This window comes from Corynebacterium crudilactis (assembly GCF_001643015.1).
GTDB classification, from domain to species: Bacteria; Actinomycetota; Actinomycetes; order Mycobacteriales; family Mycobacteriaceae; genus Corynebacterium; species Corynebacterium crudilactis.
Window position 1 is genome coordinate 2,705,650 of the sequence record NZ_CP015622.1, and the last position, 18,476, is coordinate 2,724,125.

Annotated in this window: 17 protein-coding genes; 7 read left to right on the forward strand and 10 right to left on the reverse strand. The window is 51.5% G+C overall.

All coding sequences use genetic code 11. From position 1 onward, the window contains the following. Nucleotides 1-75: 75 nt before the first annotated feature. The 5 genes from ccrud_RS12505 to ccrud_RS12525 all read right to left on the reverse strand — a co-directional run bounded on the left by ccrud_RS12505 (nucleotide 76) and on the right by ccrud_RS12525 (nucleotide 4,403). The gene (locus ccrud_RS12505) at nucleotides 76-744 is read right to left on the reverse strand and encodes a TrmH family RNA methyltransferase (protein WP_082868817.1); all 669 of its coding nucleotides are present in this window, start codon (nucleotides 742-744) and stop codon (nucleotides 76-78) included. Next, nucleotides 731-1,285 (reverse strand): orotate phosphoribosyltransferase, encoded by a 555-nt coding sequence (gene pyrE, locus ccrud_RS12510; RefSeq protein ID WP_066568364.1) that lies wholly within the window; start codon nucleotides 1,283-1,285, stop codon nucleotides 731-733. The genes ccrud_RS12505 and pyrE overlap by 14 nt, the downstream gene beginning before the upstream one ends. Nucleotides 1,286-1,380: 95 nt before the next feature. Further along, entirely contained in the window at nucleotides 1,381-2,688 is a 1,308-nt protein-coding gene (locus ccrud_RS12515) for a type III secretion system chaperone family protein (RefSeq protein ID WP_066568368.1), read from the reverse strand. Nucleotides 2,689-2,731: 43 nt separating this feature from the next. Continuing rightward, entirely contained in the window at nucleotides 2,732-3,556 is an 825-nt protein-coding gene (locus ccrud_RS12520) for a sulfurtransferase (RefSeq protein ID WP_066568370.1), read from the reverse strand. Between the two features lie 124 nt (nucleotides 3,557-3,680). Continuing rightward, a complete protein-coding gene (locus tag ccrud_RS12525) occupies nucleotides 3,681-4,403 on the reverse strand; it encodes a helix-turn-helix domain-containing protein (RefSeq protein ID WP_066568372.1) in 723 nt (240 codons plus the stop codon). Between the two features lie 153 nt (nucleotides 4,404-4,556). On the opposite strand from ccrud_RS12525, the gene ccrud_RS12530 reads away from it, so the two are divergent. Next, nucleotides 4,557-5,957: an MFS transporter gene (locus tag ccrud_RS12530; RefSeq protein ID WP_066568374.1), complete on the forward strand. Its 1,401-nt coding sequence runs from the start codon at nucleotides 4,557-4,559 to the stop codon at nucleotides 5,955-5,957. On the opposite strand, the gene ccrud_RS12535 is transcribed toward ccrud_RS12530, so the two are convergent. The 3 genes from ccrud_RS12535 to ccrud_RS12545 form a co-directional block, all read right to left on the reverse strand. Next, nucleotides 5,954-6,355, reverse strand: coding sequence for a DUF4265 domain-containing protein (locus ccrud_RS12535; RefSeq protein ID WP_066568376.1), 402 nt, complete (start codon nucleotides 6,353-6,355; stop codon nucleotides 5,954-5,956). The genes ccrud_RS12530 and ccrud_RS12535 overlap by 4 nt on opposite strands. A gap of 5 nt (nucleotides 6,356-6,360) precedes the next feature. Continuing rightward, nucleotides 6,361-8,919 carry an ATP-dependent chaperone ClpB gene (gene clpB / locus ccrud_RS12540; protein ID WP_066568378.1) on the reverse strand — a complete coding sequence of 853 codons (2,559 nt, stop codon included), beginning with the start codon at nucleotides 8,917-8,919 and terminating at the stop codon, nucleotides 6,361-6,363. A gap of 296 nt (nucleotides 8,920-9,215) precedes the next feature. Next, complete coding sequence (locus ccrud_RS12545; RefSeq protein ID WP_066569942.1) at nucleotides 9,216-10,577, reverse strand: sodium/glutamate symporter; 1,362 nt, start codon at nucleotides 10,575-10,577, stop codon at nucleotides 9,216-9,218. A gap of 521 nt (nucleotides 10,578-11,098) precedes the next feature. On the opposite strand from ccrud_RS12545, the gene ccrud_RS12550 reads away from it, so the two are divergent. Continuing rightward, entirely contained in the window at nucleotides 11,099-12,271 is a 1,173-nt protein-coding gene (locus tag ccrud_RS12550; RefSeq protein ID WP_066568386.1) for an NAD(P)-binding domain-containing protein, read from the forward strand. 11 nt (nucleotides 12,272-12,282) lie between these two features. Continuing rightward, nucleotides 12,283-13,329 carry an LLM class flavin-dependent oxidoreductase gene (locus ccrud_RS12555; RefSeq protein ID WP_066568388.1) on the forward strand — a complete coding sequence of 349 codons (1,047 nt, stop codon included), beginning with the start codon at nucleotides 12,283-12,285 and terminating at the stop codon, nucleotides 13,327-13,329. Nucleotides 13,330-13,468: 139 nt separating this feature from the next. On the opposite strand, the gene ccrud_RS12560 is transcribed toward ccrud_RS12555, so the two are convergent. After that, on the reverse strand, nucleotides 13,469-13,990 hold the full coding sequence (locus tag ccrud_RS12560) for a GNAT family N-acetyltransferase (protein ID WP_066568392.1): 522 nt from the start codon (nucleotides 13,988-13,990) through the stop codon (nucleotides 13,469-13,471). A gap of 112 nt (nucleotides 13,991-14,102) precedes the next feature. On the opposite strand from ccrud_RS12560, the gene ccrud_RS12565 reads away from it, so the two are divergent. Next, nucleotides 14,103-14,549: an NAD(+)--rifampin ADP-ribosyltransferase gene (locus ccrud_RS12565; protein ID WP_066568395.1), complete on the forward strand. Its 447-nt coding sequence runs from the start codon at nucleotides 14,103-14,105 to the stop codon at nucleotides 14,547-14,549. A gap of 130 nt (nucleotides 14,550-14,679) precedes the next feature. Beyond that, entirely contained in the window at nucleotides 14,680-15,837 is a 1,158-nt protein-coding gene (locus tag ccrud_RS12570) for a 2-polyprenylphenol hydroxylase (RefSeq protein ID WP_066569944.1), read from the forward strand. 342 nt (nucleotides 15,838-16,179) lie between these two features. Here the strand turns inward: ccrud_RS12570 and ccrud_RS12575 are convergent, their stop codons facing one another. Next, nucleotides 16,180-16,974: a carbon-nitrogen hydrolase family protein gene (locus tag ccrud_RS12575; protein ID WP_066568400.1), complete on the reverse strand. Its 795-nt coding sequence runs from the start codon at nucleotides 16,972-16,974 to the stop codon at nucleotides 16,180-16,182. A 56-nt stretch (nucleotides 16,975-17,030) separates the two neighbouring features. Here ccrud_RS12575 and ccrud_RS12580 point away from each other — a divergent pair, with 56 nt between their 5' ends. Then, nucleotides 17,031-17,312 carry a hypothetical protein gene (locus ccrud_RS12580; protein ID WP_245670275.1) on the forward strand — a complete coding sequence of 94 codons (282 nt, stop codon included), beginning with the start codon at nucleotides 17,031-17,033 and terminating at the stop codon, nucleotides 17,310-17,312. Continuing rightward, nucleotides 17,312-18,445: an alpha/beta hydrolase gene (locus ccrud_RS12585; RefSeq protein ID WP_066568402.1), complete on the forward strand. Its 1,134-nt coding sequence runs from the start codon at nucleotides 17,312-17,314 to the stop codon at nucleotides 18,443-18,445. Before ccrud_RS12580 ends, ccrud_RS12585 begins: the two co-directional genes overlap by 1 nt. Nucleotides 18,446-18,476: the final 31 nt, after the last annotated feature.

The window sequence follows — 18,476 nt, forward strand, 5'->3', positions numbered from 1 at the left end:
CTCCAATACTGGTGTTTCAACACAAGATACGACTCCCAAAAGTATAACGAAAGTCTAACAATCTAGCGCGGAAAACTACCAGGCTTGTGATAAATCAGCATGCTGGCGAACCCAAGCATGCATGGCGATACCAGCAGCTACACCCGCATTAATCGAGCGTGTAGAGCCAAATTGAGCAATGGAACAGGTCATCAACGCACCTGCGCGAGCAGCTTCCGTAACTCCTGGGCCCTCTTGGCCAAACAACAACAAACAGTTCTTTGGCAATTCAGCTGTTTCCAGAGGTACTGAACCTGGAGTGTTATCAATCGCAACAATGGTCAGCCCTTCTGCGATCGCCCATTGCAGCAGAGAATCAACATCCGGGTGATGCATGAGGTGCTGGTAACGGTCAGTGACCATTGCACCTCTGCGGTTCCACCTGCGCCTGCCCACGATATGGACAGTGTCCACAGCAAACGCGTTGGCAGTGCGCACCACAGTGCCGATATTGGCATCATTTTCAAAGTTCTCAATCGCTACATGCAGGCTGTGGCGGCGAGTATCGATGTCTTCGACAATCGCCTCACGAGTCCAATAACGATAAGCGTCTACAACATTGCGGCGATCGCCCTCGTCGAGGAGGGAAACGTCGAAAAGCGGGCTTGTAGGCCGCGGTACCCCCGGGTTTTCCTCTTCCCAAGGACCTTTGCCCACGCGGGACTCGCCCCACTCTGTGGGGCCGGGGGTGTTAGTTGAGTCCAAGATCAGAAAGTCCCAGCAGGCTGCGGTAAGGAAGGCCTTCCGCCGCAATAACCTCATCAGCACCGGTTGCACGATCCACAACGGTAGCCACACCAACAACCTCAATGCCCGCTTCACGCAAAGCAGCAACCGCAGTCAACGGAGAGTTTCCAGTGGTGGTGGTATCTTCCACCACAAGCACCTTCTTGCCAGCTAGATCTGGGCCTTCAATACGACGCTGCATGCCATGCTTCTTCGCTTCCTTGCGCACGACAAACGCGTTAATATCGCGGCCATCCGCATGCATGATCGCAGTAGCCACAGGATCCGCACCCAAGGTCAGACCGCCAACAGCGTCATAGTCCCAATCAGCGGTGACTTCACGCAGCAACTGACCAATCAGACGAGATGCACGCGCATGCAAAGTGGCACGACGGACATCGATGTAATAATCCGCCTTCTTGCCAGAAGACAACGTAACTTCACCGTGCACAACAGCTAGCTCTTTGATCAATTCTGCAAGCTCAGCACGCGCTTCAGCGTTAATAGAGTGAGATGACATAAACAATGCCCAGCCCTTCTTAATTAATAATAGGTTTAACCCGCATTACTTCCAGCATAGAACCTAGGGCCGACACGCCTAAACGTAGCGGAGTACTACCACTGCCGAGGTGACTCCTCAGAATCATTAGTATCCCTAAAAATACTGGACTGACCATTGAGATCACGCAGCACTCGCGTGCCATAAAGATCATTTGGACGCTCCGGAGCACCCTCTGCAATGGACTCCACATCATCCGCACCAAGCGAACGTGGCTCCACCACTCCCCTGCTTTCCTGCACACCACGCACAGGCATCTGCAAAGGCTCCTCAGGTCGAATCACCAATGGTTGAGAAAGATCTTCATCCGCATTATTCGGAATAAATTCTGGCTTTGCAGGCTCTGCAGGCTTCAACCGGCTTGGCTCCAAATGCTTCAAATCCACCTCATTTACGCGCGCGGAGTGTGGCGGCAACGTAAAGGACGCATCAGTAAGAAGCGCCAACGGGTGCAAAATATCTTCCCAATCCTCAGGAGTCGATCCCTTGGAAGTTTCCGCCAGCACCCAATCAGATTCCATCCACACCGCAGTAACTACCTCTGGCATGGCATCCAAACCGACCTGCACACGCTCATCAACAAAACGCTGTGCAACTCCGGCCGCGTTACTGAGCAGGCGGAACCCTGAAACAGTATCAATTTCCACCAAATCATCAGACTCTTCGCGATCTGGATCAACAGGCTGCTCACCCCGGCGCGCATCGATAACAACATCCGAGGTAATGCCACGGCGCATCGCCATCACCGGAACACCCGCGAGATCAACCAGGTGTGTTTCATAGCCTTCTGCCATGCCACTGACGACATCGCGGGCGACTGCACCGGTTGAGGCTGCTCCACGGGACCATTCATCAGTGAGGAAAGCATCTTCCTTGATGAAATCGAAGTGGTGTTTCGCTGCCCAGTGTTTGCGTTCCCTACGCTGCGAACCAGGGAAAGAGCTCAAGAACGAATGCTTCTCGACGCCCCGTTGCTCCTCATCCGCAGCAGCTGCCGGGGGTGCTGGCTGTACTGGGGTTTCTGGAATTTCCGGAATTTCGGGCTCTGGTTCTGGTTCAGGGTCAGGCTCAGGCGCTTCCGGCTCTGATGCTTCGGGCAACTCCGCCAAAGCATTTTCCACCTCAGGATCAAGCTCAGGAGAATCATCATGATAAATGTCTTGAGCCCGATCTGGAATTAGCTCTAGTTCAGGCTCTGGTTCCGGCTCTTCAAATTCTGGCTCAGGCTCTACTTTCTGCTCCGGAACCACTGAAGAAACAGGCGTGTCAGCTTTCCTAGCTGCCTGTTTAGTCGAATCCGCGCGCCACAGCACGATGCCTGCCACAAGGATAAGAGCGGCAATGATCAAGACACTTATTTCCATCACATCTCACACCTTACTGGCAGTGCGTACTCATGCCAGGTTTTTAGGTCTCAATGGGGTTCTTGGGGTTAGCGCTCCACTGTGACCATCCAGCAAAATAATGGCTTGCACCAGTGATTCCCGCATGCTCCATACCTGCCAATAATTGAGAAGAATGATTACCTGAACCGGAGTACACCGTGACATTTTCCCCGCTGGTCACACCCTTTTCAGCAAAGATGGCACGGATTTCTTCAGGCGACTTGAACGTAAAATCTTCCCGCAGCAAAGTCTTCGCATTGATATTGATGGCGCCTGGAATGTGCCCAGCCTTCAAATCGAGTTTCTCACTGCGACCTGCAAAACGATTTTCATCACGGGCATCAATCAAAATTCCTTGATGCGCTTTCACATCATCAATAGTGGCTACCTCCAATTGACCCGGATTGGGGCGCACATTACAAAAGTGAGGAAAGTTTCCAGGACCACCGGCATGCCCAAGGTTTCTGTTCTCCCACTCCTGGAAACCACCATCTAGGATTCGTACATTGGGAATTCCTGCCCAGCGCAAAATCCACCAAGCGCGTGCAGCATAAAGGCCACGGCCCTGGTCATACAGCACAACTTCACGGTCAGTATTTAAACCCCAATGCCGAAAAGATCGAGTGAGAAGATTCAGCGGAGGCAATGGATTACGGCCATCAGAGGAAGAGGGCAGTCCGGCAAGCTCAGTGGCCGGATCGCAGAAAATTGAGGTAGGAATATGCTCCGAGCAGAACACTGAATGGCCTGCTCCTTCGATAGGAGCCCAGAAGGCTGCGAGAACTGTTCGTTTCTTACCAGCGTGGATTGATTCAGCAAGGGTGGACGGAGAAATCAACACGGTCATAGCTTCCGAGCCTATGCGTAAAAGTATCTCTGCGCAGAGCGAAGTGAGCGCTTCATCCATCCCGGTATGTGAGGATTTACCATTTTTGAGTTCGTGGGAAGAAAAATGGTGAATCCTCAGGCGGCTAGCGCCAACCGCGCGTCAGGTAATCAGCTTCTTCAAACATGTGGAGGCTATGCAGATCAATCACAAGCTGCACGGGAGCCACAAAAGTTAAATCAGCATCGGTATAACATCCGATTAATTCTGTTGCCGTAGCTGGGATAAAAACGAGATCGGCCTCATCGAAAGAATCCACCACTGTGCCAAGCGTTGAAAAATCTAATTTCGTGGCGGAATTATGCCACACGATAGAGCGCCCCTGAAGCATCTGCCCCATGATTACTGTGGCAGTTGCAGCACCGGATAAGGCCCAATCAATTTTCTGTTCCTGGAAAAACTCCGGCAGCGCAGATACTCCCATGGAATCAAGTTTCAGAAACTGAGCATCAGTGCGATACGCAATTCCCTGCAAGGTGCCAGCTTCCGAAACAAGGGTGAGCGGATCATTGATGTCCCATCGCTCAAAGCGATCCAACCAGGAGAGAATCTCCTGGTTGTCGGGATTTTCAGGGACCGAGGCGTCGATAAGCGTTCTCGCTGCAGCGGCCGCAAAAGGATCGCAGGCATGGTGCGCTGCGACCTTAATATCTAGGCCAAGCGCCAAGGCGACCTCGCGCAGAGTTGCCAAGGTGGGCTCACTGGTGCCGTCGCCGACCCGTTTCAGGGTCGAACGGGAGACACCGGAACGCCGGGAAATGCGGGTGGGCTGCTCCGCGGCGAGCGCGATGAGTTCGTCGATCTTCACACCACACCATGCTAATCATCGTGCTTTTGCGCCCCGGCACCGGCCAAAGCTTTTCTAACGTTCCGACTAGTGGAATCAAGCTCCTTGATGTATTTTTAGCAAGTCATATCAATAGTGCTGGAGGTCTTGCTCCCCACCCTCAGGAGGCACCTCGTGTCCACGTTTCACAGAGTTTTGGTCAACACCATGCTCGCCAATGTCACCACTGGCTTTCTATTCTTCGCCGTGGTGTTTTGGATCTATTTAGCAACCGGCGATGTTGCGCTCACTGGCATCATCAGTGGAATCTACATGGGTTTGATAGCTATCAGTTCCATATTTTTCGGCACCGTTGTTGATCACAACCGCAAAAAATCAGTGATGGCCTTCTCCAGCGCAGCAACCCTCGTGTTTTATGCCCTAAGCGCACTTGTGTGGGTATTTTGGCTCGATGAAGACAACCTAAGCATCCGCAATATTGCCCTTTGGGTGTTTGTTTCCTTCATCATTATTGGATCCATCGTGGAACATATGCGCAATATTGCGTTGTCCACCGTGGTAACGCTCCTTGTGCCGGAAGCTGAACGCGATAAGGCAAATGGTTTGGTGGGTGCTGTTCAAGGCGTCGGATTCCTTATTACCAGTGTGATTGCAGGTTCTGCCATTGGTTTCTTAGGCATGGAAATTACTCTGTGGATCTGCCTTGCACTATCGGTGGTTGCACTTGTGCACCTGTTGCCGATTCACATTGATGAACCAGAAATCATCACCCAAGAATCAGCTCAAGAAGCCGTCCAGCAGGCTACCGAAGAAACTGTGCCAACCGCTGCTTCCGATTTATCCATCGTGTCCAAAGGCATTGACCTCAAAGGGTCGATGAAAATCATCCTGAGTGTGCCGGGGCTTTTGGCGCTGATTTTATTTGCGTCCTTCAACAACCTCATCGGTGGTGTCTACTCCGCACTCATGGACCCTTATGGCCTGGAACTTTTTAGCCCGCAGATCTGGGGACTGATGCTTGGTCTCACCAGCCTGGGATTTATTGCAGGTGGTGCAATAATCGCTAAAACTGGTCTGGGCGAAAACCCGGTGCGCACCTTGCTGTTAGTCAATGTTGGTGTAGCCGGTGTAGGCATGTTCTTTGCTATCCGCGAATGGTGGTGGCTTTATGTTCTTGGCATTTTCATTTTCATGGCAATCACTCCAGCTGCCGAAGCCGCAGAACAAACCATCCTCCAAAGAGTAGTTCCCTTCCGCCAACAAGGACGAGTCTTTGGATTAGCCATGGCCGTAGAGATGGCAGCCAACCCACTATCAACAGTGATCGTGGCCATTTTGGCCGAAGCCTACCTCATCCCATGGATGGCAGGTCCCGGCGCGGACACCATCTGGGGAATAATCCTTGGCGAGGGCACAGCCCGTGGCATGGCACTCATGTTCTTTGCGTCCGGTGCCATCATGCTAGTTGTGGTGCTGTTGGCATTTATGTCCAAGTCCTACCGCAAGCTCAGCCAGTACTATGCCACCACTCATCAAGATATTGCTGGCGCTGTAGACAACTCGGGGACTCATTAAACTGCCCGGAAAATAACCCCTTGTTCATGCAGATCATCAAGCAAGATCTCTAAGCCATGCAAGGGTGAATCGGGTGCAATATTGACCGTCAACATTTCTGACATTGGGGCTTCTACGTATAACCCCAGCGACTCCAATTGAGCACGCACGTGATCAGCTGCGATGGCATCTACAAGCACTCGGAGAGTTTTGTTACCACCAGCAACTGCCACATCCTGGAATTCCAAAACTTCATCTACCTGATGTGCCCGCACGACATCGCCCAGAGCACAATCCTGAGCGATAGCCGGCAACGTGGTGACAAGGTAATAACCCTGGGCAAGCAGTTCTACACCTACCTCCTCTGATTCCACTCCCGGAACGTCGAGAGGAATGCGCAGCTTTTCCTGCCTGCCCACCTGGTTTATGCCTCGCGGGAAACGTCGAGTTTCGCGCCACCGTCGGCGACGTCGACAAGCACTCCATCACCATCGCGGATCTCGCCGGCCAGCAATGCCTTAGCCAAGGTGTCACCGATGGCTTGCTGGATCAGCCTGCGCAGCGGACGTGCACCATAAGCAGGCTCATATCCGCGCTCAGCCAACCACAACTTCGCGCTATCACTGACACGTAGAGCTAGCCTACGACCAGCCAAGCGATCACTAAGCTGCTCAATCTGGATATCAACGATGCTGGTCAGTTGCTCAGCAGAGAGGCGATCGAAGATCACAACATCATCGAGACGGTTCACAAACTCCGGCTTGAACGCTGCCTTCACAGCATCCATCATCTGCTCACGAGTACCGCCCGCGCCCAGGTTAGAGGTAAGGATCAAGATGGTGTTGCGGAAATCGACAGTTCGGCCTTGGCCATCGGTCAGACGTCCCTCATCGAGAACCTGCAGCAAGATATCGAAAACATCCGGGTGGGCCTTTTCTACCTCATCGAAAAGCACGACGGTATAAGGGCGACGGCGTACTGCTTCAGTGAGCTGTCCGCCCTGGTCGTAGCCAACATATCCTGGAGGGGCACCAACCAGGCGAGCCACAGAATGCTTCTCACCGTATTCAGACATATCAATGCGAACCATGGCGCGATCATCATCGAAGAGGAACTCCGCGACAGCCTTCGCCAGCTCTGTCTTACCCACGCCAGTAGGTCCCAAGAACAGGAAGGAACCAGTTGGACGGTTCGGATCCGCCACACCAGCACGTGAACGGCGCACGGCATCAGAAACAGCAGTTACTGCCTCTACCTGGCCCACCACACGATCTCCCAAGACGCGCTCCATATTGAGCAGCTTCTCAGTCTCGCCCTGCATCATCTTTCCGGCAGGAATACCCGTCCACGCTGCAACAACATCAGCGATAGTATCTGGCGTGACTTCCTCGGTGAGCATCGCATTTTCGTTGACCTCAACCTTGGCCTCAGCATCATTGATCTGCTTTTCCAACTCCGGAATCCGACCATAACGCAGCTCTGCAACACGACCATAGTTACCGTCACGTTCTGCAATATCCGATTCAGAGCGCAACGCTTCTAGCTCTTCTTTCATCTCACGGACATCATCGATAGCAGTCTTTTCATTCTGCCAACGCGCCTTCAATTCAGAAAGCTTTTCACGTTCATCAGCCAGCTCCGACCGCAGTTTTTCCAGACGTTCCTTGGAGGCTGCATCCGATTCCTTGGATAGCGCCATCTCTTCGATATCTAGGCGACGCACAATACGCTCGAGCTCATCGATTTCCTGCGGGGAGGAATCAATCTCCATGCGCAGGCGCGATGCTGCTTCATCAACCAAGTCAATCGCCTTATCAGGCAAGAAACGGCTGGTGATATAGCGGTTAGACAACTCCGCCGCAGCTACCAGCGCCGAGTCCTGGATGCGGACACCATGGTGCACCTCATAGCGTTCCTTCAGGCCACGAAGAATACCAATGGCATCTTCTACCGTTGGCTCACCAACATAAACCTGCTGGAAACGACGCTCTAAAGCAGCATCCTTTTCGATGTACTTGCGGTACTCATTCAGCGTGGTGGCACCAACCAAGCGCAGCTCACCGCGAGCAAGCAAAGGCTTAATCATGTTTCCGGCATCCATGGCGGATTCACCAGAAGCACCCGCGCCGACAATAGTATGCAACTCATCGATAAAGGTGATTACCTCACCATCAGCGCCCTTGATTTCATCTAAAACAGCCTTCAGCCGTTCTTCGAATTCACCACGATATTTAGCACCAGCAACCATGGAACCCAGATCAAGGCTGATCAACGTTTTACCCTTGAGGGATTCTGGCACATCACCTGCAACAATGCGCCGAGCAAGACCCTCAACGAGAGCAGTTTTACCCACGCCGGGTTCACCAATCAACACAGGATTGTTTTTGGTACGACGGCTCAGCACCTGCACGACACGACGGATTTCCTGATCACGGCCAATGACAGGATCAATCTTGCCCTCACGTGCAAGCTTGGTCAGATCAGTGGAGTACTTTTCCAATGCTTGGAACTGACTCTCTGGATCCTGCGTGGTCACACGCTGAGATCCACGCACCGAAGGAAATGCTCCCTTAATGGCGTCATAAGTTGCACCCTTGGTGGTCAGTAGATCAGCAGCGTCAGATTTCCCGCGTGCGATACCGGCAAGAAGCACCTCGGTTGATACGTATTCATCGCCTAATTCACCAGCAAGTTCTTGTGCCGCAGTAAATGAGTTAAGCGCATCCCTATTGAAATTCGGGTTGGCCATATTGGCACCCGAAGCCTTGGGATAAGAGGCAACAAGCTTCTTGGCCTCAACAAGGATCTGTTGAGGATCCACACCAGTTGCAGCAAGAACCGGAGCTGCCACACCATCGGATTGTTCCAAGATGGCCACCAAGAGGTGCGCTGGACGGATATCAGGGTTACCTGCTGAAGATGCCTGCTGCAGTGCAGCCTGCATGGCCTCATTTGTTTTGGTAGTTGGATTGAATGAACTCATTTTTCATTGCCCTTTCTTCTTCAGGCGCCAACCTAATCTGATTTTCTGCAGGTCAAGCGCCACTATTTCATTCTCTATTTTCTATAACGCACAAAGAGTTGAGTATGTTCCACTCAAGTTCAAAAAAGTTAGAAATAAATTGAGTGAACTGCAGTCAAGTTTAGGTTTGGGATTGAAGGAAGACATCAGGGATTACCCGTAACTTTAGATAATACCGAGATGGAGGGAGGCGTCGAAAAGCAAAAAAGTGCTGAGGCCCCCAGCGTACGCAGGACCCCAGCACTTCCGTGATGTTTTTAAACCTCTTCTACCGCAGGCTGTCCTTCACCACGCACATGACCACGCACCGGCAGCCACTTCAAACCCCAGGCCAGTGCGAGAATTACTACCGCAATAATCATCGACGCCCAGCCAAGTCCCATGGTGAAACCAGTCAACACAGCAATCGGCGCAATGATTGTCATACCGATTTCAAACGGAGCGAAACCAATATAAGCCACACCATATTCATTCAAAGTTCCCGACTTCAACTTTGGATCCACAATCTTCAGCAGCGCAATACCAGTAGCAACCGCAGCTGTAGCCCAGCCCCAACCAAAGATCGCACGCTCCAACCACTTTTCACCAAAGAAGCGAGGAGCAACCCAAAAGAAGAAGAAACAGCAATAAGCAGTGCCAAGCACAAACAGAATCAACAACGGAACCCAATAATCCGCAATTGCTGCAGGAGCAATCGAAGCAATACCGAATGCAATCAAATAATCAGTCGCAGCACCAGAGACAGAGTTCACGGTGTCACGATCCAAATACTCCGGCTTCTTCAACGCACGCATAATGAGCATGCCCACGATGCCGACAACAAAAGACATAGCAAAAAGCGGGATCTGCACAGTTGGGAAAATGCCATTCAACCACTGGTTAATGGCATATGCCACGGCAACAGTCAGCAAAATAAGACCAGTGTGCAGCGCAAGAGGTTCAATCGCCGAAGGGTTGGTAGTTGCCTTGCCAATAGAAGGACGTTCACTGAGCTTATCGATATAACCAGAACGCAAATCCCATGGAAGCTCCGCTGGCATCGCAGCAGTCTTTCCCTTCTTAATGCCCCATGTAGTGAAAATAATGCCACCGACAATAGCTGCAAAAGTACCCACGGTTGCAGAGGTAAAGCCCAAAGACATCGCAGCCTCAGCACCAGAAGCCTCAAGAGCAGTACCCACCGCAGCAGCAGTACCAAAACCACCAACAAAACCAACCGGCAACATCATGCCGAACCATTCATCTGTGCCCCACACAGGCTGGAAGAGGAAAAGTCCCAACAAAATAAACAAGCCCCACTGGCCAATAAACATTGCCGTGGAATACGCCCACATGGTTTTCACGCCAGTGCGCACACCACGATCAAATTTCATGGAATATGGCATCGCAGCAAATACGATCGCAATGAGGATAGTGGTATAGGTGGAAAGGTGATCAGACCAGCCGATCAGACCCAGTACCTTAGGTCCCAAAATCATGCCGATGATGCCGGCAGTAATCGAAGAGGGAATCAGCAGGGTCTGGAAAAACGGGATCTTTCGGCGCATGATATTGCCGATAATCATTAGTCCCGAAATCCACCCCACATCAAGAATCAAACTAAACGGTGTGTACTCCATACCTAAAGCACTTCCTTCCACTTCTTCTTTAAAGAGTCTTTTTAAGACTTCAATTGCTGCCGGGAAAACTGGTTGCTTCCCTTCAAAAGGCTTTCGAAGCTTTCCTATTCGAACCGCCATTGTCCATTTTGTTGAACAAAACACGTTAACCTTAGTGGAGTGGCGCAGATCCTCCACATTTCCTAAACAGAGAAACCATTGTCCGGCAGATCTAGAATCCCCCTCCACTGGAGAATCTATCCCCGATCGAAGGAAGCTGCCGAAGTCTGGAGCCGGTTTAAAGGGCTGGGTTTTACGGGCGGACATTAGGGTCGAAACAGCGTTTTCAGTCCCTTAGAGGCCATTCTAAAAGGGCACTTTTCCAGGACTCCAAGCGTGGATTTTGAACAGACCGGACTGGGCGACCAAGCTCCCAGGTTTTTACCTTTCGCTTGTCCACCCTGTCCGCCTCTAGCCCCTCACTCCGACATTTGACACAGCACCACCCCACAACCCTTAATTCTCGTGCTAATATTGTTGATATGTCAACTAATTATGAAGCCATCATCATCGGAGCAGGACAAGCAGGCCTTGCCGCGGCACACGAACTCGCCCGCCGCGGTTTTACTCCCGGAAAAGATTTTCTCGTTCTAGATTCCAACGACGGCCCCGGAGGTGCATGGCGGCACAGATGGGATTCGCTGACATTAGGAAAAGCCCACGGCATTGCAGATCTTCCCGGCCTCGCCATGGATCGCCCCGACCCCAAAACTCCCGCCTCCGCACTGGTTGCCAATTATTACGGAGCATACGAAGAGGAATTTTCTCTCGGTGTTGTCCGCCCAGTTAAAGTCACTCGCGTTGAACCAATCTCCCCAGATCCCACAAGTCCCTTGCGTATCAGCAGTGACGATGGCCGCGAATGGACCACTCGAATAGTCCTCAATGCGACTGGCACCTGGACAAATCCTTATGTTCCTTATATTCCTGGCATTGATAAATTTGCAGGCAAACAACTCCACACCGTTAATTACCGCAAAGCGGAGGATTTCACGGGCAAAAAAGTCCTGGTTGTTGGCGGCGGACTAAGCGCGGTGCAATTCCTCCTGGAATTGGAAGGCCTGGCAGAAACAACGTGGGCTACACGCCGTCCACCAAATTTCACCCAACGCGAATTCGATGCAGGCTGGGGGTTGGCCGTGGAACGCGCCGTCCGCGATCGCACTTTTAATGGCAAAGCGCCAGCCAGCGTTGTGCGCACCACCGGCATCCCACAAATCCCGGATTATCTTGCAGGAGTAGAACGTGGACTGATTGTCAGCCGTGGCATGTTCGAAGAAATTACGCCCACCGGAGTGGTTTTCGGCGAGCCTCCCATCGCCTCGCCTGAAGGTTTAGGCCCTTCAGCAGGCACAACGCTGGCTGTGCCTGAAAGTTGGCAGCCATATCCTGCAGGCACGTACCTAGAGGTGGATGTTATTTTCTGGAACACTGGCTTCCGCGCGGCATTGCGCCATCTTGCGCCGATGAAATTGCGTGGACAAGGCCGCGGCATCGAACTGCTTGATGAAGTCAGCCCCGCCTCCGATTCGCGCGTGCTACTCGTCGGCTACGGCTCCAACGCCTCCACAGTCGGCGCCACCCGCGCAGGCAGGGTTGCTGGCCGAGTTGCGGCCAAAAGATTGCTTATCGACGTCTCCCCTCACGTAAATTAAGGTAAAGAATTATGAAAGCCTTCGGTTTTTTAAGTTTCGGACACTATCAAATTGGCCACGAGCGCTCCATGCTGAAACAAGCACTGGAACTAGCAAAAGAAGCAGACGCAATCGGTGTTAATGGTGCCTACTTCCGCGTGCACCATTTCGCTCCTCAAGGCGCGTCCCCGATGCCACTTCTCGGCGCCATCATCGGCGCCACCAAACACATTGAAGTAGGCACTGGCGTTATCGATATGCGCTATGAAAACCCTCTTTACCTGGCAGAAGAAGCAGCAGCCCTCAACCTACTTGCCGATGGTCGACTAGCACTTGGAGTGTCCAGGGGATCACCTGAACCAGCAGAAAAAGGTTGGGAAGCTTTCGGATATGACGGCGGCGATGGTGATCCCAAAGCTGCAGGCATGGCACGAGAGAAATTTCAACGTTTCTTGGATGCCATCGATGGGCACGGCATGGCGGTGGCATCCGAAAACCAATACCCACGCCTCTATCACCCTGGTACTCCCCTACCTGTCTTCCCGCATGACCCTGACCTGCGTAAATCCATTTGGTGGGGCGCAGGATCTCACAGCACAGCAGAACAAGCAGCACGAGATGGCGTCAACCTCATGAGCTCCACCTTGGTCGCAGAAGCAACAGGCCAATCCTTCGGCGACCTTCAGGCAGATCAAATCGCGTTCTATCGCCAAGCATGGAAAGAAGCAGAACACGATTGGACTCCACGCATCTCGGTGTCCCGTTCTATTTTCCCCATCGTCACTGATCGTGACCGTGAACTCTTTGGACTTCAAGGACACGGCGGCGATCAGGTAGGAATCCTGGATGACACCCGATCTACCTTCGGACGCAGCTATGCAGGAAGCCCTGATGAACTCATCGATCAGCTCAAAGAAGATCGCGCTGTGATGGAAGCCGATACGTTGATGCTCACTGTTCCAAACCAAATGGGCGTAGAAATCAACACATCCATCCTGAAAAACTTCGCTGAGCATGTCGCCCCAGCTTTGGAATGGCAACCAAACACCGAAGGACTAGTTACTGGCTACGATTTTTAGGCTGATTACCTGGTACTAATGGGCGTGCACTCTGCTAGTTTTGGCTAGCAGTGTGCACCAATTTTCTCAATAGCTATACAGCCTCTGAAATGTTGACAGTGGCAGTCCTCCAAAAATCTTTTATCCTTCGAAGAACTACCTAACGCTCTAGAGCTCCCTGCTTCTCAGCCGTGGCACTGACTAGTGGATAGACCATCACCAGATCATCGCCATGATCCTCTACTCTCAGGAATCCCAAACGCTCATATAAATGCACTGCCTGATTCGATTTCTGAACTGACAATGAAGCCTGTTGATAACCACGTTTCCTTAATATATCAAGCATCTGCACCATCAATGTAGCGCCAATGCCTTTTCTTCGTGCTTCAGGCAAAACAGAAATTATGAACTCTGGAGTTTCTGTATCGACATTGCCATGCCCACGAATTTCTCCTGTGATAATACGAGTCCATACGGCACCAACGAGTTTTTCTGCCTCAACAGCTACCAAGCCTAAATCATCAGGTTTGCCCCAGCCTTCTAGATAAGCGGCAATTGTTGGATCTAAAAGAACACTCCTGGGGATGAGATTATGCGGGTCAGGTTGATGAATTGCCAAATAAAGAAAATCTTCGAGTTGGCCTAAATCTTGTTCTGTAATTGGTCGAATATCAATAGACATGCGCACATCGTTTCATTTTATTGCTACTTTGGCATACCGAAGCTTTCATCTCAATCCTCATGAGAAATGCTCTTTGATTAGTTCCTATCACTTCCGCAAAGGACACTCCATTGTGAAAAATACGCTAGATCAAGGTCCGTTTTTCCACGGAACCATCGTGGATCTCCAACCTGGCGATCTACTCAAGCCGGGGCACAAGTCTAATTATCGGCGCGAGATCACCATGAACCATATCTATTTCACCGCATTGGTTAATGGTGCAGGACTTGCGGCAGAAATCGCTGCAGAATTGGACGCGGGACTTGTCGAAGACACCTCTATAACAAGGAAACCGCCACGAGTCTACGAAGTCGAACCACTGGGAGATTTTGATAATGATCCTAATGTGACCGACAAGAAGTTTCCAGGAAATCCCACGAGATCCTATCGCAGCGACCAGCCGTTGAAAATCATTCGAGAAATTACTGATTGGACACGGCTTACCCCAGAAGCCCTTGCAATGTGGCGAGAGAATTTACGCAAAATTACCTCTGATGACGCCGGAGAAATCATCAACTAGCTGGCATGTTCATTAATGCTGAACGTTCAGCATTAATGAACAGGAGGGGCGCGTCGAAAAGCGAAAACACCTGACACGCTTAAACCGTGCCTGACCACCTTTTCCCCTGAATAGGTGCACAATGGGAGGTGTGACACCTCGCCCTGTTTCTTCTGTTGCGCGACTCGTTGAAGATAACGCGCAAGATTTTCTGCGCGCAGTGAAAGCGCAGCTTCTACAACTCGCACCTCAATCCCGTGGGCATTTTCCCACCGATGATGATCTCACACATATCAGCATCGCTGAGACGCTGAGTGCGCTCCTTGATGGCACTGGCAAGGAGGGTGAAGTGGATGAAGGCACTCTGGCATTTTTCCAAGAAGCTGCACTCGATGCCCGTAGATTTGGCATTACCCCCGACATGCTCAAAGCACTCGGAGAAGCTGTCCGCACAGAATTACTAGAACTATGCTCCGACCTTCCATTTGAAAATGTGTTATTCGCAGAACGAGCAATTGCGGCCACTTCCGCAGCATCAATTCAAGCAGTTAGAGAAGCCGAAGAGGCAGATATTCCGGCCTCTTTCCGGGCTGAAGTTGTCGAAGTGGAAAAGCGCAGCCGCCGTTTTACAGTAGTCAGGCTCCAAGCAGAGCAACAACTTCCCTACTCCCCTGGCCAATACCTCGCAGCAACAGCCGACTTTTTGCCCAATACCTGGCGATATGTGTGTCCATCAATCCCCTCCAATGAATGGGGTCAGGTGGAGTTTCATATCCAATCTGACGCCGATGAAACCACAGGACTTTTAGCCACCTCACGCCCTGGCGATAAGTGGACGTTGGGTCCTGGTCGAGGAGATTTCGGTAAAGGTAAAACTGATTCCGGCAAGGATTTATTATTTATTTCCCATGGCACAGGGCTTGCACCGCTGCGCGCATATGTATTTGAGCTCATGAACCAAGCAGCCCCTCCACGTTTGCACTTTTTCGTGGGCGCAGATTTCCCTGGTGAACTCTATGAGCTCATGGGACTGTGGAATTTTGCAGCCGCCAGCCCGTGGCTTTCTGTGGTTCCGGTATCCACCCATGAACACGATGACTGGTGGGTGCAAGCCACCGAAGCATCCCAGCCACCACGAGGTTTGCACCTGCACCAAACTGGCCCCATGGCGAAAATTGTCACGCAAGCTGGTGCATGGGCGGATCGAGAGGTGCTTATTGCAGGTCCAGAATCTTGGGCGCGCGATGTGCGTCGAGCAATGATCCGACGAGGGACCCCAGCTGCACAGATCGAAACTTTAGGATTCTAATTTTTTGAGATTTCAGGTGTTAAAAGGTCCCCGAAAAGGACTCTAGACGCCTCATGCGAGGGCGTGGTTGAACCGGACCATACCAGGTGACCAAAAGTGACATGGAGCCAGCATATTTTGGTCACCTGGTCTGCTGCCTCGCAAGCGCAACCGTCCTATATGACCAAAATCCATGTGCGCGGAAGAGTTTTTGGTCGCCTGGTTTGGTCTGGTCCAGCAAGTGCGAAAACCACTCCCCCGACCAGCTAAAAAGCGACCTCACAGAATTGCCTCTAAGCGTCCCAAAGCCCCAAGACCATACAAACACTGGTTCTAAAAACTCGAGCCCTTAAACGGGTATCCCTAGAGAACAGGCAGCATTTCCCTAATTTTTCCCAGGTCGTGGACATCAATATCTGCAATCAGCATCTGCGGCTCATAACCTGCACTGACCACCACTTCACCGGTTGGATTAACCACCATGGAATGCCCAATTCCGGTGGGGCCTTTACGCTGAATTTCTTTCGGCAGACGAGCCTGCCCACACGCCACGATCCATGAGGTGGAATCCAATGCACGCGCCCGTGGAAGCAGCTTCCATTGTTCGAGTTTCCCCGGACCGTCCTGCCATGATGTAGGCACCACAATTACTTGTGCGCCCTTGCGTGCGAGATCTTTGAATTGCTCTGGGAAACGGATGTCGTAGCAGGTTGCCACACCGAAAGTAATCCCATCAACATCGAATACCACCAGCTCATCGCCTGGTTTTACAGTGTCGGATTCCTTATAACCGAATGCGTCATAGGTGTGGATTTTGTCATATCCTTGATGCATACCAGCGCCACTAATCAGCACCGTGTTGTTCACACGCGCGATGGTTTTTTCTCCACGCTGCACAGTATCGGCAGGGCTAAACATGCCAGCGATAATGACAACATTTAACTCCACAGCCAGCTCTTTCACTGCGGTGGAGAATTCACCATCCAAATCTTCGGCTTGAGTATCTAATCGGCCAGTGCCGAAGCTTTGGGACGTCGCTTCCGGGAATACTAAAACTCGCGCACCTTTTTTCGCAGCTTTTTTTGCTGCTTCCTCTAGGCGGGAAAAGTTGTCCATCTTATCGAAATTTGTTGAGATCTGAAGCAAAGCAATACGCATAATCCACAGCCTAGGCGCTTGGGCCAAAGTTATACACAGGTTTGAGCAACCTCTTCTTGCCCAAAAAGCTCGAACGCACTTGGATCAACACCATGTACCTAGATATTAATCTCCCAAAGCGCCTGTTCCACCGTCATATCGACTACTCCAGCCCCGCGTTAACCTGCATGCCCAGCCACACAGCCACCGCGCTGAGCAGCGCAGATCAGACCTGGCGCAGCTTGCTTATCGACGCCAACTTCCGTCTCAACCATCATCTTTCCGATATGCGCACTGTCAGTGAACAGCTGCTCACTATTGATGAAGATCTTGGCCAAACTTTGAATACGCTGCACTGATGTTGGCATTAAAAAGCACTGAACTAAACCTCCTGGCAGCATCCCTTGAAGCCGCCGCTGGCTCACTTCACGCCGACAATGCCACTCGTTTAGATTCTTGGCAGCAATTAGAACCACTGACTTCGGCCAGTTCTCTCCAGCAGGGCTTCCGCACACTGGTGAAATACAACCGTCCAGTAGTGGATATGGCAGAACAAATACACAAAGTATCCACAACCCTTTTTGATACCGCAGATATTCTGCGCACCTTGGAAAGCTACGCAGATTACTTAGAAAAACGTGCAGATAAATCCATAACGTTGAGCGTCATGTTGCACTATATCGCTAGTTTAAGTGAACTTTTAGACCTTATGTGTGCGCGTGAAATCAATTCGTTATGCACAGCCATTACCCCTGAACCCCTGAAACATTTGCGTGATTTTGGGACTCTTTCTGCTTCCTCGATCCATGAATTCCATCTAGTTAATGCCTCACCCGAAATCCGTACGCTAGCCGAATCCAATCCATCCATGCAGATCCTCGAAGCTGGCGATGGCTCACTTGTTGCTTCATTTGGAGATATCGATAATGCCATCGCTGTAACCACCATCGTTGCTGGGGTTGGCTCTTCTAATCCAGAAGGCTGGCAAACTTATATCGATCGCGCCCGCACCGTCCAAGAATCTACCCAGGCAGCATCAATATTGTGGTTGGGATATCAAGCACCCGATTCCCTTCCCGCTGCCGTTTCTGGAGCCCCCGCCCACCGCGCAGCATCTGATCTCCACAATTTTCAAGCAGCACTGCATACGAGAAATCCCCAACAAAAGAAAGTGGTAGTTGGCTACAGCTACGGATCTACCGTGGCTGGAAAAGCAGCCTCAACCGGTGCATTGCATGCCGACGCTTTGGTGCTGGTTGGCAGCCCTGGCGCTGGAGTTTCTCATTCTTCTCAATTGGGTGCACCTGTTTATGCCGTAACTGGCTCAGCTGATCCCATTGGTTTCGCCGGTACCCAATACGGTGGCATTCATGGAGCTGATCCCACCTCTGCCCCTTTCGGTGCAACGGTGTGGGATTCTGCCTCCAACCACTCGGGCTATTGGGATGATAAAGAATTTCTCCGCAATCTCCATGAAGTGGTGAAACACTAAACTGCCCCGCACAAAGTGTGCGAGGCAGCTT

Excerpts from the sequence above, each read along its gene's own strand:
- ccrud_RS12550 (WP_066568386.1), top strand. The coding sequence starts at position 11,099 with ATGTCAACTAATTATGAAGCCATCATCATCGGAGCAGGACAAGCAGGC.
- ccrud_RS12520 (WP_066568370.1), bottom strand. The coding sequence starts at position 3,556 with ATGACCGTGTTGATTTCTCCGTCCACCCTTGCTGAATCAATCCACGCT.
- ccrud_RS12545 (WP_066569942.1), bottom strand. The coding sequence starts at position 10,577 with ATGGAGTACACACCGTTTAGTTTGATTCTTGATGTGGGGTGGATTTCG.
- ccrud_RS12555 (WP_066568388.1), top strand. The coding sequence starts at position 12,283 with ATGAAAGCCTTCGGTTTTTTAAGTTTCGGACACTATCAAATTGGCCAC.
- ccrud_RS12560 (WP_066568392.1), bottom strand. The coding sequence starts at position 13,990 with ATGTCTATTGATATTCGACCAATTACAGAACAAGATTTAGGCCAACTC.
- clpB (WP_066568378.1), bottom strand. The coding sequence starts at position 8,919 with ATGAGTTCATTCAATCCAACTACCAAAACAAATGAGGCCATGCAGGCT.
- ccrud_RS12575 (WP_066568400.1), bottom strand. The coding sequence starts at position 16,974 with ATGCGTATTGCTTTGCTTCAGATCTCAACAAATTTCGATAAGATGGAC.
- pyrE (WP_066568364.1), bottom strand. The coding sequence starts at position 1,285 with ATGTCATCTCACTCTATTAACGCTGAAGCGCGTGCTGAGCTTGCAGAA.
- ccrud_RS12585 (WP_066568402.1), top strand. The coding sequence starts at position 17,312 with ATGTTGGCATTAAAAAGCACTGAACTAAACCTCCTGGCAGCATCCCTT.
- ccrud_RS12515 (WP_066568368.1), bottom strand. The coding sequence starts at position 2,688 with ATGGAAATAAGTGTCTTGATCATTGCCGCTCTTATCCTTGTGGCAGGC.